The sequence below is a fragment of the Vreelandella venusta genome (assembly GCF_044809155.1).
GTDB classification, from domain to species: domain Bacteria; phylum Pseudomonadota; class Gammaproteobacteria; order Pseudomonadales; family Halomonadaceae; genus Vreelandella; species Vreelandella venusta_B.
On the sequence record NZ_CP085241.1, the window covers coordinates 3,411,915 to 3,425,792 of the forward strand.

A 13,878-nucleotide genomic window follows, 5' to 3' on the forward strand; every position below is an offset into this window, starting at 1 on the left:
CTACACCATTGGTCGAAGCATTTGTTCTTTTTAAAAACCATCAAATACTTTCTCCAAGAGTGCGTAATCAATAGACACCGCTTGCAGGCTAGCGCTAACCGACAAATCACTCAAGCCCAAGATCTATAAAGATTTTTTGGATTAGAAAAGCGAATAATGGAATAAAAATAAGTAATTTGTCGCTTAGTGCGAGTGTGATATAGATGAACGTCAAGAAGATAAAAACCACGCCTCTCTATTTATAATAAGAACTGCCAACGTTTAGGAGATCATGTGAACAACCTCGCCCGCTTCAACGTTAACGCTGTGACTAAAACAACTCGCCAACTGAAACAATTCACGCTGCCCATTATTTGTGCAGGCTTGCTTAGCTTCCCCTTTACTGGCCACGCTGATGAGATAGCCCCCACCACGCTGCGCTTAGCCCATGTAGTGAATACGGAAGACACGTACCATATTGCCGCCGAGCGGTTTCAGCAGATTGTGAGTGAACAAACCGATGGCGCAGTCACCATTGAGATTTACCCGAACGCCTCCCTGGGCGATGAGCGCACCCTGTTAGAAGGCATGCAGATCGGCACTGTGGATATGGGCGTGATTACCAACGGGCCAGTGGCTAACTTCGTTGATACGTTCTCTGTTTTTGAGCTGCCGTTTCTCTTTCCCAGCGCCGAAGCCGCCTACTCTGTGCTAGATGGAGAGATCGGCCAGGAAATATTGGGACAGTTACAGGACGTTAACCTGAAAGGGTTGGCCTACGCTGAACGCGGCTTTCGCAATATCACCAATAGCCAACGCGCGATTAACGCACCTGAGGACCTGCAAGGCCTGAGGCTGCGCGTTATCGAGAACGAGGTTTACGTGGATACGTTCCGCGAGCTGGGTGCCAACGCCGTTCCCATGGCCTGGACAGAAGCACTGACCGCCCTACAGCAAGGCACCATTGATGGTCAGGAGAACCCGGTGAACGCCATTCATGCGTTTAACCTAGCGGAAACCCAGGACTACCTCACGATGACACGGCATATTTATGCGCCAGCAACGTTTATCATGAGCCTACCCGCCTGGAACGGCCTGCAGGAAGCGCTCCAACCCATTGTGCTAGACGCCGCCCAGCAAGCATCCGCCTATGCCAGGGAGCAGAATGCTATTATGGAAGCCGAACAGCTGGCCGACCTTGGTGAAGCGGGTATGGAAATCAACGCGTCGCCAGATATTGAAGCCTTCCAAGCCGCTGTGGCGCCAGTGTACGAGAAATACGGCCAGCAGTTTGGCGACTACCTACCGCGCATTCAGGAGGCGCTGAATCAGTGATGGTGTTTGCACAGCCTCTTTTGACGCTGCTGCGACGCATTGAACGCGGGCTGGATGTGATCATCCAGCCCGTGGTGTTTGCGGGCATGGCAGCTTTAATTGGCGTAATCACGCTACAGATTGTTTCGCGCGTTTTTTTTAACGCCGTAGGCTGGACCGAAGAGGTCGCACGCTTTCTGCTGGTATGGATTACGTTTTTAGCCGGTACGCTGGCCTTTCAGCGTGGGCGACATATCGCAGTAACGTTTGCCGTGGATGCACTTCCTCTGCCACTACGCAAGTTAGCGCGCTTGGCCGCGCTCGCGGTGGTGCTGGCGTTTATGGTGATGTTGGTCATTATTGGCTACCGCTATATGCAGGTGCAGAGCTTTCAGAAATCCGCTTCATTGCGGCTCTCGATGACCTACGTGTATGCGGTGATTCCGATTTCAGCCGCCATCATGGCGTGGTACGCCTTGGTGGACATGCTTGAAGTGCTGATCAACGGTGAACCGACAGCCGCCGCCGAGGAGAAACCGCTATGACGCTGGTGCTGTTTGGGCTGTTCTTCCTGTTTATGCTGCTGGGCGTGCCCATTGCTTTTGCGATTGGGGCTAGCTCGCTGTACGCCCTGCATCAATCGAGCGTGCCGCTGATGGTGGTTACCCAGCAGATGTTTCAAGGCATTAACTCCTTTGCCCTGGTCGCGATTCCGATGTTTATTCTGGCGGGAGATTTAATGGCCCAGGGCAGGGTCAGCGAGCGGCTGGTGAGCTTTGCCGATTCGCTGGTAGGCTTTATGCGCGGCGGGCTTTCGGTGGTGTCGGTGATGGCGGGCATGTTCTTCGCGGCCATCTCTGGCTCCGGCGCGGCGACAACTGCCGCAGTAGGCTCAAGCTTGGTGCCGGAGCTAAAGCGCAAAGGCTACGACCCGGCGTCAGCGGCCAGCTTAATCGCCGCCAGCGGCACCATCGGCGTGGTGATTCCTCCTTCGGTGCCGATGATTATCTACGCGGTGATTGCTCAGCAGTCGGTGTCCAAGCTGTTTTTAAACGGCTTTTTACCCGGGCTGGCCATGGGTTTGGGTCTCATGGCCATTGCAATCACGCAAGCGTATAAGCGCCAATACCCCAAAGGTACGCCGCTCTCGCTACTGACTATCTGGCGTACGTTTAAAGCCGCCAGCTGGGGTCTGATGACGCCGGTTATTATTCTGGGCGGTATCTTTTCGGGCATTTTCACGCCTTCTGAAGCGGCGGTGGTGGCGGTGAACTATGCGCTGTTGGTATCGCTGTTTGTATATCGGGATTTAACCCTGCCCCAGGTATATAAACTCTTGATTCGTTCGGCGATGACCACGGCGGTGATTATGCTGGTGATTGCCATGTCGGCAGTGCTGAGCTGGACGCTCTCTAGCTGGCAGGTGCCCGGCGCCATCGCCCAATCGGTGCTGTCGCTCTCCACTAATCCCTACGTGATTATGCTCTTGGTGGTGGCGGTGATTCTGCTGACCGGGGTGTTTATCGAAACTGCCAGCGCCTTGATCATTCTCACCCCAGTACTGCTGCCGCTGGTGCTGCAGCTGGGCATCGACCCGATCCACTTTGGGCTGATTATCGTAGTGGGGCTCTCCATTGGCATGATTACCCCGCCGGTGGCGATTAACCTCTACGTGGCCTCGTCGGTCACCCAGCTGCCGCTAGAGCGCATCACGCGAGCAATTATTCCCTACCTGCTGGGGCTAATTGGCGTGCTGCTGCTAGTGGTGTACGTGCCGATTTTGTTGGGTTGGTCGGGTAATTAGCGAAAAAGTAAGAGTAAAAAAACACCTAAGAAAAAGGGGCTTGCCAATCGGCAAGCCCCTTTTGTATTACGAACCACGAACTGTATTACGAACCACGAATTAAGCATGTGCTTAAAGTGGCAACAGTGCGCTTAGAACTCTTCCCACTTATCATCGGCATGCTGAGCGGGCGCTGGCTTGGAAGCGAGCGCTGGGCGCTTTAAGCCAGCATTGGCACTAGCCGTGCCTTTAGCAGGCAGTGCTTGGCGCTGCTGGGGTTCATCGTCGCCTAGCACGAAGGAGTTAATCAACTCGTTCAGGTGTTCGGCGTGGCGGCGCATATCGGCAGCGGCGGTGGTGGACTCCTGCACCATGGCAGCGTTCTGCTGGGTCATGGTATCCATTTCCGCCACGGCGGTGTTGATCTGACCAATACCGCTGCTTTGCTCTTTGGCACCGGCGCTAATCTCACCAATAACGTCGGTGACTTTAGAAACGCTTTCAACAATCTCGCGCATCGTCGCGCCCGCATTACGTACTAGCTCAGCACCGGCTTGGGTATGCTGCACCGAGTTGTCGATCAGCCCGCGAATTTCTTTAGAGGCATCGCTGGAACGGCTGGCAAGCACCCGCACTTCTTGAGCCACCACAGCAAAACCACGGCCATGCTCACCGGCCCGCGCCGCTTCTACCGAAGCGTTAAGCGCCAGAATGTTCGTCTGGAAGGCAATGGCATCAATCATGGTGATGATTTCGCTGATGCGCGTGGCTGAGTTGTTAATATCGCTCATTGTGCGCTCAACTTGGCCCATCGCCTCTTCACCCTGGTGGGCTACTTCTGAGGTGGATTGCACCAGCTTATTGGCCTGCTGGGCGTTATCCGCACTGTGGTTGACCGTTGAGGTGATCTCTTCCATAGACGCCGAGGTTTCTTGCAAGTTGGCCGCCGCCTGTTCGGTGCGGGTAGCAAGCTCCTCAGAGCTGTGGGAGATCTCTCCCGCGGAGTGGTACACGCTCATGGTGCTACGACGCACATCCAGCAGAGTTTCCTGCATGCGTGCCACAAACGCGTTGAATTGAATCGCCAGACTTCCCACCTCATCGTTGCTCTCTACCGCTAAGCGTTGGGTGAGGTCACCCCGACCTTGGGCAATGTCCTGCATAGCGCTGGTTGTGCGCTTGATCGGCCCAACCGTGCGGCGCACAAAACCGTAAGAGAGGAGCGCGACAATCGCGAACAGAGCGGCTCCTAATAGCGCGGCATAGATAATGGATTGACGTAAATCTGTGCGGGCAGCCGCTTCAAGCCCCGCGACGGTGTCATCCACATCGGTGACGTACACCCCCGCGCCAATTAGCCAACCCCACTTTTCAAGGTTATCGACAAACGAGTGCTTTGGTTCAATCTCGCGAGTGCCGGGGTATTCCCATAAGTAGCTGTAAAAGCCACCCCCCTCCTGAGCAAACTGAATAATGTCGCGAATAAGGTACTTACCGTCAGGGGTTTGCACATCAATCATATTGGTGCCTTCCCGCTCTGGGGCGGGCGCCGTGACGATATTATTACCCTCATAGTCGTAAATAAAAATGTAGTTGTTGTCGTCAAAGCGCATCGCGCGCACTAAGTCTGCTACCTGCTGCTTTGCTGCCTCGTCGTTAACACCGGCTTGCTCGTAAATAGGCGCAACGGTGGAAGTGGCCATTTGCACTACATCGCGTACCGCCTCGCGGCGCTCGTCAATGAGCAGTTCACGCTGCTCAGCAAGGGTGTTACGGGTGTCTTGCGTGCGGCTATACGCATCGAAGACCACTAGGGCGACGGTCACTAAAAACAAGGGTAGCAAAACCAGCGCAAGCACTTTTGCTTGCAGCCCGGAGGCGCGTCTAACGGTTGTGGGGGGAGCAGTAGCCATTTCGTTATTGATCCAGTGAGAATTTTAATAGAATTATGCTTATAAATATCGGCCTAATGTGTGTCAACTTTAACCACTAACGGTACTTTTTTGCTTATTGAACAATTAATTATCTCGTCAATAAGGCAGTTCATAACATAGGTTAAGGTTATCAATAACCTATCGGTTCATTGTGTTTTAGTGGTGGCCAAGGATGGCCCGTTTTAGCAATTCGCTAGCCACACTCTCTCACTGCTCTGACCGCCACCGCCCGCTCAGGGCAGTTTTTATTTCCCCCTGTTCTTCCCTCGCCATGCCTTCTAGTGCTGTAATTCCTCACCCTCCTTGTTATTTGCTACTGCCATCGGCGTATCATGGCAGTAGGGCCACATGTACAAGGAGAACAGCACGCCATGGTTCGAACCCGCGTCATCACCAGTACTCTCTTGTTACTGCTCCCTCGGCTGGCCCGTTTTGCCTGGCGCGTAATACGCAACTTCTTTAAAAACCATGGCATTCTGCTAGCGGGCGGGGTGGGCTATAACATTCTGCTCTCTATTGTGCCGCTGTTTGCTCTCCTCGTGGTGCTCCTCACTCAAGTGGTTGATGAACAACACCTTCTCAGTGTGCTGACGGTACAGGCGCGTCATATGGCGCCTGCTCACGCCGAGGTGCTGTTGGAGGCCGTACGTAGCCTGCTGGATTCGCGTGATGTCATTGGCATTTTGAGCTTCCCTATTCTGCTGCTGTTTAGCTCCTTTGCGTTTCGCATGCTCGAAGACGCCCTGGCGATCATTTTTCATGCGCCGGAGACACCCCATGTTAAACGCAGCGCCTGGGTTTCCGTGATGCTGCCCTACGCTTTCATGGTGGTGCTGGGCGCCGGGCTGATGGCGTTGACGCTAGTGGTCACCCTGGCCAGCTCGCTCAATGCATTGGTGCTGATGTTTTTTGATAGAGAACTGCCGCTCGCGGGGTTTTCAGGCCCCGTGCTGAATCTGGCCAGTTTTGTTGGGGTGTTCCTATTGTTCAGCGCTATCTATAAAGTGCTGCCCGTCGTGCGCATTGCTTTACGCCGAGCGGTGGTTGGGGGATTCGTTGCGGCACTGCTGTGGGAAGGCGTACGGCTACTGCTGGTCTACTACTTCGCTAACCTGTCGTTTGTTAACGCGGTTTACGGCTCGCTGGCAACGCTGGTGATCCTGCTGATTAGCCTGGAAGTGGGCGCCGTCATTTTACTGCTGGGCGCCCAAGTCATTGCTGAGCTGGAAAGAAATACCCGCCTTGACCTGCCCTGGTATGCCGACCCCAGTCGCCAACCGATTACGCAGGTAAGGTAAGCACGACGTTTGACGCGCTTCAGCCAGTGGCCTTTTCAGCCTGTGGGCGCCGCTCGTCTAACATGCCTTTATCGAGAATAAAGCGGATGATCTCCTCAAGCCCCACGCCATCGTAAAGGTTGGTAAACACAAAGGGGCGCTCACCGCGCATTTTCTTCGAGTCACGCTCCATCACTTCAAGAGAGGCGTGTACCTGCTCGGCAATGTCAATTTTGTTGATAATCAGCAGATCTGACTTGGTAATGCCCGGCCCGCCCTTGCGCGGAATCTTATCGCCTGCTGATACGTCAATCACGTAAAGCGTAAGATCGGAAAGCTCAGGGCTAAACGTTGCTGAGAGGTTATCGCCACCGGACTCCACCAGAACCAGCTCTAGTTTTGGGTGGCGGGCGTGTAGCTCATCAATGGCCGCCAGATTCATCGAGGCGTCTTCGCGGATGGCGGTATGCGGGCAGCCACCGGTTTCCACGCCCAGGATGCGGTCCGCGGGCAGCGCATCGTGTTTGAGCAGAAAGTCAGCGTCTTCGCGGGTGTAGATGTCGTTGGTCACGACGGCGATATCGTAGTAATCCCGGAGCGCCGAACAGAGCTGCTTGAGCAGTGCGGTTTTACCGGAACCCACCGGGCCACCCACGCCTACACGTAAACAGTGCGTCATTGTTCTCTCCTACTAATAAGCATTTAAGATAGATAAGCGTTTAACTTCTAAACAAGCGTGAATATTGCGTTTCGTGTAGAGCGCTTGCCAGCGCCACGCCGGGCAGTACGGGGCCAAGGTCGTCATCGTCGAGTAATAGTGCTTGATCGACGGCCGCCACCAGCTCCCCGCGCAGCTGTTCAATCACCCGTTGGGCAGCGGTATGGCCTAGGGGAAGTGCTTTGCAGGCCACTGCCAGCTGATTTTCCAGCCACGCCCAGCCAAACCCTAACAGCGCCTGACGCAGGGGCACGCCCCGCATGTGAGCGGCATAGCTAAAGAGCGTCACGTAGCCGGCCTGGGCAGGCAGTAAGTCCTCACTTAACCCGTCTTCGTTAGGTAGTAAGTTCAGGCTGCCCAGCAGGCGCTTAAGTGAAGCACCTAAACGGCTGTCTTCGGCAGCTAATTCAGCGGTTTCTCGGGTAGCGGCTAGCCACTCGTCCCACTGGGCGATGGTAACGCTGTCCTGCTGCTCAAAGGCGGTGTAAAAGCGCGCGATCAGAGGCAGTTCACAGCGGGTTAGGCCATCTTCCAGTACGCCAGAAAGCCACTCAGAAAGGCTTTGCTCATCCCTTACCCAGCCTAACTCAAAGGCACTTTCCAACCCTTGGGAAAACGCAAAGGCACCGATGGGCAGTGCCGGACTGACCAGCTGCATCAGCCCTAGCAGGGCGAGGTCTGATGGCTGCTCAGTGGGCATGGTGGTGCTCATGCGCGTGGTCGTGGTCGTGGTCGTGGTCGTGGTCGTGGTCGTGGGAATGAGCGTGGCCGTGCGAGTGCCCGCCACCTATTTGGTTGTAAGCGCCCGGTTCGGGGTCGAAGGTGGCGTTGTGATGCTCAAGCTCAGCCCCCAGCAGTTCCGCCAGTTCTTCTAGCACATGGTCGGGGGGGAAACGCACCCAGCCGCCCTTCTCGTCTTCGCCCAGCGCCAGCTGCACATGGCGATTGCCGAGGTGGTAAGCAAGCCTCGCCAGGGGTAAGCCTGTGCTCACTCGTGCAGTCACCACCGGCTCAATGGCGGCACGTATGCGCACTACCTCGCCACTTTCAGCTTTTAAACCTTCGCCATCGCGCAGCACTGGGCCGCGATCCAGAAACAGCCCCAGCGGCTGGCCGCTGTCACTTTCGGCTTTCAAACGGCCTCGAATGCGTAGCTCAAAGGGCAGTGTCAGCGTATCGCTGGCGGTGTCCTCGTCTACGGGGCCGAGGCGTTCAATCAGTTTCAACATCGATATCGTCCTGTTATAGCCTTGGGGGGCTCGCCGGGAGCAGCCCTACGAGAGGGCGCTGTGAATACGTCCCTGTACGCTACTTTTGCCATCCCTGGCAAAAGACCCTCTCTACGGGCTGCTCCCGGCTCTCGTGTCACGTGGGGTATGTCTTACATTCAAAACAAGTGATACCGCTGTGCCAGCGGCAGCTCGGTGGCGGGCTCGCAGGTGAGTAGTTCGCCATCGCAGCGCACTTCATAGGTTTGTGGGTCAACGGTGAGCTCTGGGCAGGCGTCGTTGAGCTTCATATCTTTTTTACGTACGCCACGCACGTTTTTACAGGCTGCCAAGGTGCTATGCAGGCCCAGCCGCTCTTTCACCCCCGCATCAATGGCGGCCTGGCTAACAAAGTGTAGCCGGGTTTGGCTGGCGGCCTTTCCAAACGCCCCAAACATAAAGCGGTAGTGCACCGGCTGGGGCGTGGGAATCGACGCATTGGGGTCGCCCATGGGCGCTGCCGCAATCATGCCGCCTTTAATGATTAGCGAGGGCTTTACGCCGAAAAACGCCGGTTTCCAGAGCACTAAATCCGCCAGTTTGCCAACTTCGATAGAACCTACCTCATGGGCAATGCCGTGGGTAATGGCAGGGTTAATAGTGTATTTGGCGATATAACGCTTGGCGCGCAGGTTATCCGCGCCCAGGGCTTCATCTTCGGGCAGTAAGCCGCGCTGCACCTTCATTTTGTGGGCGGTTTGCCAGGTGCGGCAGACCACTTCACCCACGCGGCCCATGGCCTGGGAGTCGGAGGCAATCATCGAGATCACGCCCAAGTCGTGAAGAATATCTTCGGCAGCGATGGTTTCACGGCGAATGCGTGAGTCGGCAAAGGCCACGTCTTCGGGAATATTAGGGTCCAGGTGATGGCAGACCATCAACATGTCCAGGTGTTCGTCGATGGTGTTAACCGTATAAGGCCGCGTCGGATTAGTAGAAGAGGGCAGCACGTACTCTTTTGAGCAGGCGGTCAGGATATCCGGCGCGTGTCCGCCGCCTGCACCTTCGGTGTGGTAGGTGTGAATGCCGCGCTCTTTAAACGCCGCCAGGGTGTCTTCCACAAAGCCGGATTCGTTGAGCGTATCGGTGTGGATCGCGATCTGCACATCGTACTTTTCTGCCACACTGAGGCAGTTATCAATGGAAGCAGGCGTGGTGCCCCAGTCTTCGTGGAGTTTAAGCCCCATGGCCCCGGCTTCCAGCTGCGCTTCCAACGCTTCCGGCAAGCTGGCGTTGCCTTTGCCCAGCCAGCCGATGTTCATCGGCATATCATCCACCGATTGCAGCATTTTACCGATGTGCCACGCCCCAGGCGTGCAGGTCGTCGCATTAGAGCCCGTTGCGGGGCCAGTGCCGCCGCCCAGCATGGTGGTCACGCCGCTCATCAGCGCTTCTTCAATCTGCTGGGGGCAAATAAAGTGGATATGGGCGTCGATGCCGCCTGCGGTAAGGATTTTACCTTCACCGGCAATGATTTCAGTGCCGGGGCCAATCACTATATCCACATCGGGCTGGGTATCGGGGTTGCCTGCCTTGCCAATGGCGGCGATACGACCGTTTTGCAGCCCAACATCGGCTTTCACGATGCCCCACCAGTCTAAAATCAGCGCATTGGTAATCACCGTGTCCATCACTGTGTCATCAACACGCTGGCTTTGCCCCATGCCGTCGCGAATGACCTTACCGCCGCCGAACTTCACCTCGTCGCCGTAGTGGGTAGCGTCTTTTTCAACTTCGATCCACAGCTCGGTATCGCCCAGGCGCACGCGGTCGCCCACAGTGGGGCCGTACATATCGGCGTAGGCTTGCCGACTGATTTTGTTAACCGGTTTCATTGTTTATCTCCATCGAGCGCACCCATCACATCGCCACGGAAGCCGTAAATTTCGCGTTTACCGACGAAGGGAATTAGCGTGACCTCACGGGTCTGGCCAGGCTCAAAGCGAATCGCGGTGCCCGCAGCTACGTCTAAGCGAAAGCCGCGGGCTTTGCTGCGATCAAATACCAGCGCGGGGTTGGCTTCCGCGAAGTGGTAGTGGGAGCCGATCTGAATGGGGCGGTCGCCGGTATTGGCCACTTCCACCGTGACTCGCTCGCGTCCCACGCATAGCTCAATATCACTGTCTTTTAACTGGTACTGTCCTGGAATCATTGGGCTGGACATCATGGCAGCCTCCTGGTTGCTGACGACTAGTTGATGGGCGTGTGAACGGTCACAAGCTTGGTGCCGTCCGGAAAAGTGGCTTCTACCTGCACTTCATCGACCATTTCCGCCACGCCTTCCATTACGTCGTCACGGCTGAGTATTTCACGACCGTAGCTCATTAAATCGGCAACGCTTCTGCCGTCACGGGCGCCTTCGATGATTTCAAAGCTGATCAGCGCCACGGCTTCGGGATAGTTAAGCTTTAGGCCGCGAGCTTTGCGGCGCTCGGCAAGCTGGGCAGCAGAAAACAGCAGCAGCTTATCTTTGTCTCGTGGGGTCAGTTCCATGGGGCATGTCTCCAGCGGTGCGTCACATTAAGTTAACCAAATGCGCGGGGTGTGGGCTGTACGCTCAATCCAGCGCGGTCGCAGCAGCTGCCAGGCCTGTTCACACAGCGCCCAAGCTTCATTACGGGAGTTTCCAAGGTAGCGCAGCAGCAGAACGCCATGACGCACAGTAACCGCCCAGCGCGGATTATCCGGCAGCGCCTGGCGTAGCTCATCAATCGCCGCACCGGCTTCTTCCAGGCCTACCGCCCATAGCGTGGCTTGTACCGTGGCGCCGCCCTGGCCCCAGCGCCCTGCAAAGCGCGGGTGACGCGGGTCTAACGGCTGGCGCTCTAGCCACAGCGGCTTACCATCCAGGGTTAGGCGAAAGTGCTGCTCAATGCGGCCAGAAAGGTAGGGGAGCTCGCTCGCGGGACGGCCAAGGGCCATGATTTCCCAGCCCAGGCAGCGCGCGCTGCCGTGAAGCGCGATATGGGTGCGCTGCCTGCCCTTAGAACCATCAAAGGCGATGGTTTCCTGGGGCAGCCATTCAAGGATGCCGCCATCGTCCACGTTCAGTTCGGTATCTTGTTTCCAGGCGACGCCCTGGCTATCAGCTTTATACAGCTTGTTCGCCGCCGGCGTGGTGAGCAGTGCGTGGGCACCACGCTCGATGTGGGCGCGAATCGTCAGGGCATCGCCACTAACTAAACCACCCGGCGGGTGCAGCACGTAGACATGGCAGGCTTCTGTACTGCCTTCGGGGTAAAACGGGCGTTGAACCCGCAGCGGCCCTTGGTGACGCGCTTGGGTAAGCCGCGTGATGCCGTCGCGGTTAGCAAAACGCAGCGCCAGCGATGCCGCCCAGTGGCGGTCTTGGTCAAACCGGTGGCCGGAGCCAGCGCGCGGTGTTGCGGATTCGCACAGAAGCATGGGGAGCGGTCGCATCCTTTAGAATAGGCTTTCCCCATTTAATGCAAAGAGTGCGCCAAAATGGTGAAAGGCCTAGATATACGACCGTAAAAGCAGTGACTGAGTTAACCGACATGATGCTGGCGACATTTTTGCACCATAAAAATGCACCAAAAACGCCGCCTGCACCACGATATTACGATTAGTGGTGCATATGCCCAGGCTGTTCATCATGAAAGTGAGAATGATGCGAGGAGTGATGAGAATGCTCTGCCCCCTCTGGCGATGTACCCGGTGCCAATACCTCAAGCTCTACGTGGATACTCTCAGCATTTTGAAACTCAAACGTGACAGGCACAGGCTCTCCCTCAACGATGGGAGCGCCCAGCTCCATAAACATCAGGTGCAAGCCGCCCGGCGCCAGGGTGACGGTACTGCCAGCAGGAAGCTCGATACCATCCGGCAGGTGCAACATGCGCATCACATCGCCATCCATCTCCATGGTATGGAGTTCAACGCGCTCGGTAAGTGGTGAGGTGGCACCCACTAGGCGGTCATCGGTCGAGCCGCGGTTGGTCAGAGTGACAAAGCCACCGCCCGCCCCAGCCCCTGGCGGCGTTGCACGTGTCCAGGGTGTAGCGGCCTCAATGGATAGCATATGGCTTGATGCCCCATCATCTTGAGTGCCGTGCTGGTCGGCAAGCAGCGCCGTGCTGGTCAATAAAAGCGTTGTTAACAGTGCAGTACGCAACATAGTGCTTTTCCTTAAGTGCTTTCCTTAAAAGTGCTGATTAGCCTGTCACTACCTGATTTCGCCCGCCGCGCTTGGCTTGGTAGAGGGCTTGGTCGGCGCGCTGCAGCGAGCGCAAATAGTCCGGGTGACCATCGTGGAGTGTTACCCCAACGCTGACGGTCACATTGAGCAGCGTATCGGCCGTTGCCAGCATCGGCTCTTTGGCCACTGCTTGCCGCAAGCGCTCGGCAAATAGCCGGCTACCTTCGAGGTCGGTATCCACTAACACAATGAGAAACTCTTCACCGCCCATGCGAAAAACGTAATCGCCTCCACGGGTGGAGCGGTCAAGAATGCTAGCAACCTGCTGCAGCACGCTGTCGCCCGCATCGTGACCATGGGTATCGTTGATCGACTTGAAGTGGTCAATATCCACCATTAATAGTGCAAAGCGCTTTTCTGAATGGCGAGCTATTTCAACTTCCCGATTCAGCACCACGGAAAGAAACTTCCGATTAAGCAGCCGGGTTAAGCTATCGCGCCCAGCCTCTAAGCCCGAGGCACGCTCTAACACGTCATCCAACAGCATAAGGATTGTGCGCGCCGCATTGCGAATATCGCTCAATGCCTGCAGCCGTGACTGGATATCTTCGCTGCCCAGCGCGCTTAACCACTCATCCACGTGATGAATATGCCGCGAAATCGTCTTGATTTCCGGCGCGCCCTCAAACGCATGGCACGCTTTATGAAAGTACCATAGGCCAAATTCGGAGCTGGCCAGCCGAGGAAAGGTGGCGACTCCTTGCTGGGCGGCCACGGCAAACATCAGCGTATTTTCCCAATCCAGCAGCGCTGAGCGCTGTCGCTCGCGCTCATCACCAATACTCTGGGTCAGTGAGAAGAGCTTGTACGCCTCTTCCGTGCGCGCGTTGCGGTCGCTGGCGACGGAGTAGGCATGGCTCATAATCTCCATGGCCATATCAATATGGTTAGAGACATATATCGACGCGGCACCTGACGACAGTGGGCTTTCAAAAGAGGCGTTAATTTGCTGATAAATTGCCTGCTTTAGCTGTCGTGCACCGTTAAGCACCAAGTTAACGGGAATATCAATACGCGCGTGCACCTGGCCCACTTTCTCCTGATGCACGACCAGCGCTTCAACGTCGACATGCTCCACGGCAAACATGGCGCTTAGCCAGCGCTGCATGGAGGGATTTAAGCGCTGATGCACTTGGTCGTTGGAGAGAAATAGCGAGGCGTGAGGGTCTTCCAGCATAACGCTGTAAAAGTGATCAGCAAAGCAGGCGCAGTGTTGTTCAATCAGCCTTTCCACCGCATGGCGCAACGCCACCGGCGTGCTTTCCAGCAGCGTTCGCCACTCGTTAGCGAGCTGATTTTTATCTTTGTAACGCATACTCCACCCGGCTCTGATTGTTAAGGCAAGCCATGTTACCGTAAAGCCCTGTTGCCAACACGTACCCAGCG

14 protein-coding genes are annotated in these 13,878 nt (G+C 56.1%); 4 read left to right on the top strand and 10 right to left on the bottom strand.

Going from position 1 to position 13,878, the window contains the following annotated elements; all coding sequences use genetic code 11:
- Positions 1–273: 273 nt before the first annotated feature.
- From LG301_RS15770 to LG301_RS15780, 3 genes are read left to right on the top strand one after another with little or no spacing between them, the layout of a single operon-like run.
- Positions 274–1,314 carry a TRAP transporter substrate-binding protein gene (locus LG301_RS15770; protein WP_404472100.1) on the top strand — a complete coding sequence of 347 codons (1,041 nt, stop codon included), beginning with the start codon at positions 274–276 and terminating at the stop codon, positions 1,312–1,314.
- Positions 1,314–1,838, top strand: a complete 525-nt coding sequence (locus LG301_RS15775; RefSeq protein ID WP_404475300.1) for a TRAP transporter small permease — start codon at positions 1,314–1,316, stop codon at positions 1,836–1,838. Before LG301_RS15770 ends, LG301_RS15775 begins: the two co-directional genes overlap by 1 nt.
- Positions 1,835–3,097 carry a TRAP transporter large permease gene (locus LG301_RS15780; RefSeq protein ID WP_404472101.1) on the top strand — a complete coding sequence of 421 codons (1,263 nt, stop codon included), beginning with the start codon at positions 1,835–1,837 and terminating at the stop codon, positions 3,095–3,097. Before LG301_RS15775 ends, LG301_RS15780 begins: the two co-directional genes overlap by 4 nt.
- Positions 3,098–3,228: 131 nt before the next feature.
- Here the strand turns inward: LG301_RS15780 and LG301_RS15785 are convergent, their stop codons facing one another.
- Complete coding sequence (locus tag LG301_RS15785; RefSeq protein ID WP_404472102.1) at positions 3,229–4,989, bottom strand: methyl-accepting chemotaxis protein; 1,761 nt, start codon at positions 4,987–4,989, stop codon at positions 3,229–3,231.
- A gap of 392 nt (positions 4,990–5,381) precedes the next feature.
- On the opposite strand from LG301_RS15785, the gene LG301_RS15790 reads away from it, so the two are divergent.
- Positions 5,382–6,308 (top strand): YihY/virulence factor BrkB family protein, encoded by a 927-nt coding sequence (locus tag LG301_RS15790; protein ID WP_404472103.1) that lies wholly within the window; start codon positions 5,382–5,384, stop codon positions 6,306–6,308.
- Between the two features lie 19 nt (positions 6,309–6,327).
- On the opposite strand, the gene ureG is transcribed toward LG301_RS15790, so the two are convergent.
- The 9 genes from ureG to LG301_RS15835 form a co-directional block, all read right to left on the bottom strand.
- On the bottom strand, positions 6,328–6,966 hold the full coding sequence (ureG, locus tag LG301_RS15795) for an urease accessory protein UreG (protein ID WP_404472104.1): 639 nt from the start codon (positions 6,964–6,966) through the stop codon (positions 6,328–6,330).
- 40 nt (positions 6,967–7,006) lie between these two features.
- A complete protein-coding gene (locus LG301_RS15800) occupies positions 7,007–7,705 on the bottom strand; it encodes an urease accessory protein UreF (RefSeq protein WP_404472105.1) in 699 nt (232 codons plus the stop codon).
- Positions 7,695–8,234, bottom strand: a complete 540-nt coding sequence (ureE, locus tag LG301_RS15805; protein ID WP_404472106.1) for an urease accessory protein UreE — start codon at positions 8,232–8,234, stop codon at positions 7,695–7,697. The genes LG301_RS15800 and ureE overlap by 11 nt, the downstream gene beginning before the upstream one ends.
- A 158-nt stretch (positions 8,235–8,392) precedes the next feature.
- Entirely contained in the window at positions 8,393–10,108 is a 1,716-nt protein-coding gene (gene ureC / locus LG301_RS15810; protein WP_404472107.1) for an urease subunit alpha, read from the bottom strand.
- Positions 10,105–10,425, bottom strand: coding sequence for an urease subunit beta (locus LG301_RS15815; protein ID WP_404475302.1), 321 nt, complete (start codon positions 10,423–10,425; stop codon positions 10,105–10,107). Before LG301_RS15815 ends, ureC begins: the two co-directional genes overlap by 4 nt.
- A 38-nt stretch (positions 10,426–10,463) precedes the next feature.
- A complete protein-coding gene (locus tag LG301_RS15820; protein WP_018916906.1) occupies positions 10,464–10,766 on the bottom strand; it encodes an urease subunit gamma in 303 nt (100 codons plus the stop codon).
- A 27-nt stretch (positions 10,767–10,793) separates the two neighbouring features.
- Positions 10,794–11,678: an urease accessory protein UreD gene (locus tag LG301_RS15825; protein ID WP_404472108.1), complete on the bottom strand. Its 885-nt coding sequence runs from the start codon at positions 11,676–11,678 to the stop codon at positions 10,794–10,796.
- Positions 11,679–11,859: 181 nt separating this feature from the next.
- On the bottom strand, positions 11,860–12,411 hold the full coding sequence (locus LG301_RS15830; protein WP_404472109.1) for a copper chaperone PCu(A)C: 552 nt from the start codon (positions 12,409–12,411) through the stop codon (positions 11,860–11,862).
- Between the two features lie 37 nt (positions 12,412–12,448).
- Entirely contained in the window at positions 12,449–13,807 is a 1,359-nt protein-coding gene (locus LG301_RS15835; RefSeq protein ID WP_404472110.1) for a diguanylate cyclase, read from the bottom strand.
- Positions 13,808–13,878 lie beyond the last annotated feature (71 nt).

Excerpts from the sequence above, each read along its gene's own strand:
- LG301_RS15775 (WP_404475300.1), top strand. The coding sequence starts at position 1,314 with ATGGTGTTTGCACAGCCTCTTTTGACGCTGCTGCGACGCATTGAACGC.
- LG301_RS15780 (WP_404472101.1), top strand. The coding sequence starts at position 1,835 with ATGACGCTGGTGCTGTTTGGGCTGTTCTTCCTGTTTATGCTGCTGGGC.
- LG301_RS15785 (WP_404472102.1), bottom strand. The coding sequence starts at position 4,989 with ATGGCTACTGCTCCCCCCACAACCGTTAGACGCGCCTCCGGGCTGCAA.
- LG301_RS15790 (WP_404472103.1), top strand. The coding sequence starts at position 5,382 with ATGGTTCGAACCCGCGTCATCACCAGTACTCTCTTGTTACTGCTCCCT.
- ureG (WP_404472104.1), bottom strand. The coding sequence starts at position 6,966 with ATGACGCACTGTTTACGTGTAGGCGTGGGTGGCCCGGTGGGTTCCGGT.
- LG301_RS15800 (WP_404472105.1), bottom strand. The coding sequence starts at position 7,705 with ATGCCCACTGAGCAGCCATCAGACCTCGCCCTGCTAGGGCTGATGCAG.
- ureE (WP_404472106.1), bottom strand. The coding sequence starts at position 8,234 with ATGTTGAAACTGATTGAACGCCTCGGCCCCGTAGACGAGGACACCGCC.
- ureC (WP_404472107.1), bottom strand. The coding sequence starts at position 10,108 with ATGAAACCGGTTAACAAAATCAGTCGGCAAGCCTACGCCGATATGTAC.
- LG301_RS15815 (WP_404475302.1), bottom strand. The coding sequence starts at position 10,425 with ATGATTCCAGGACAGTACCAGTTAAAAGACAGTGATATTGAGCTATGC.
- LG301_RS15820 (WP_018916906.1), bottom strand. The coding sequence starts at position 10,766 with ATGGAACTGACCCCACGAGACAAAGATAAGCTGCTGCTGTTTTCTGCT.
- LG301_RS15825 (WP_404472108.1), bottom strand. The coding sequence starts at position 11,678 with ATGCTTCTGTGCGAATCCGCAACACCGCGCGCTGGCTCCGGCCACCGG.
- LG301_RS15830 (WP_404472109.1), bottom strand. The coding sequence starts at position 12,411 with ATGTTGCGTACTGCACTGTTAACAACGCTTTTATTGACCAGCACGGCG.
- LG301_RS15835 (WP_404472110.1), bottom strand. The coding sequence starts at position 13,807 with ATGCGTTACAAAGATAAAAATCAGCTCGCTAACGAGTGGCGAACGCTG.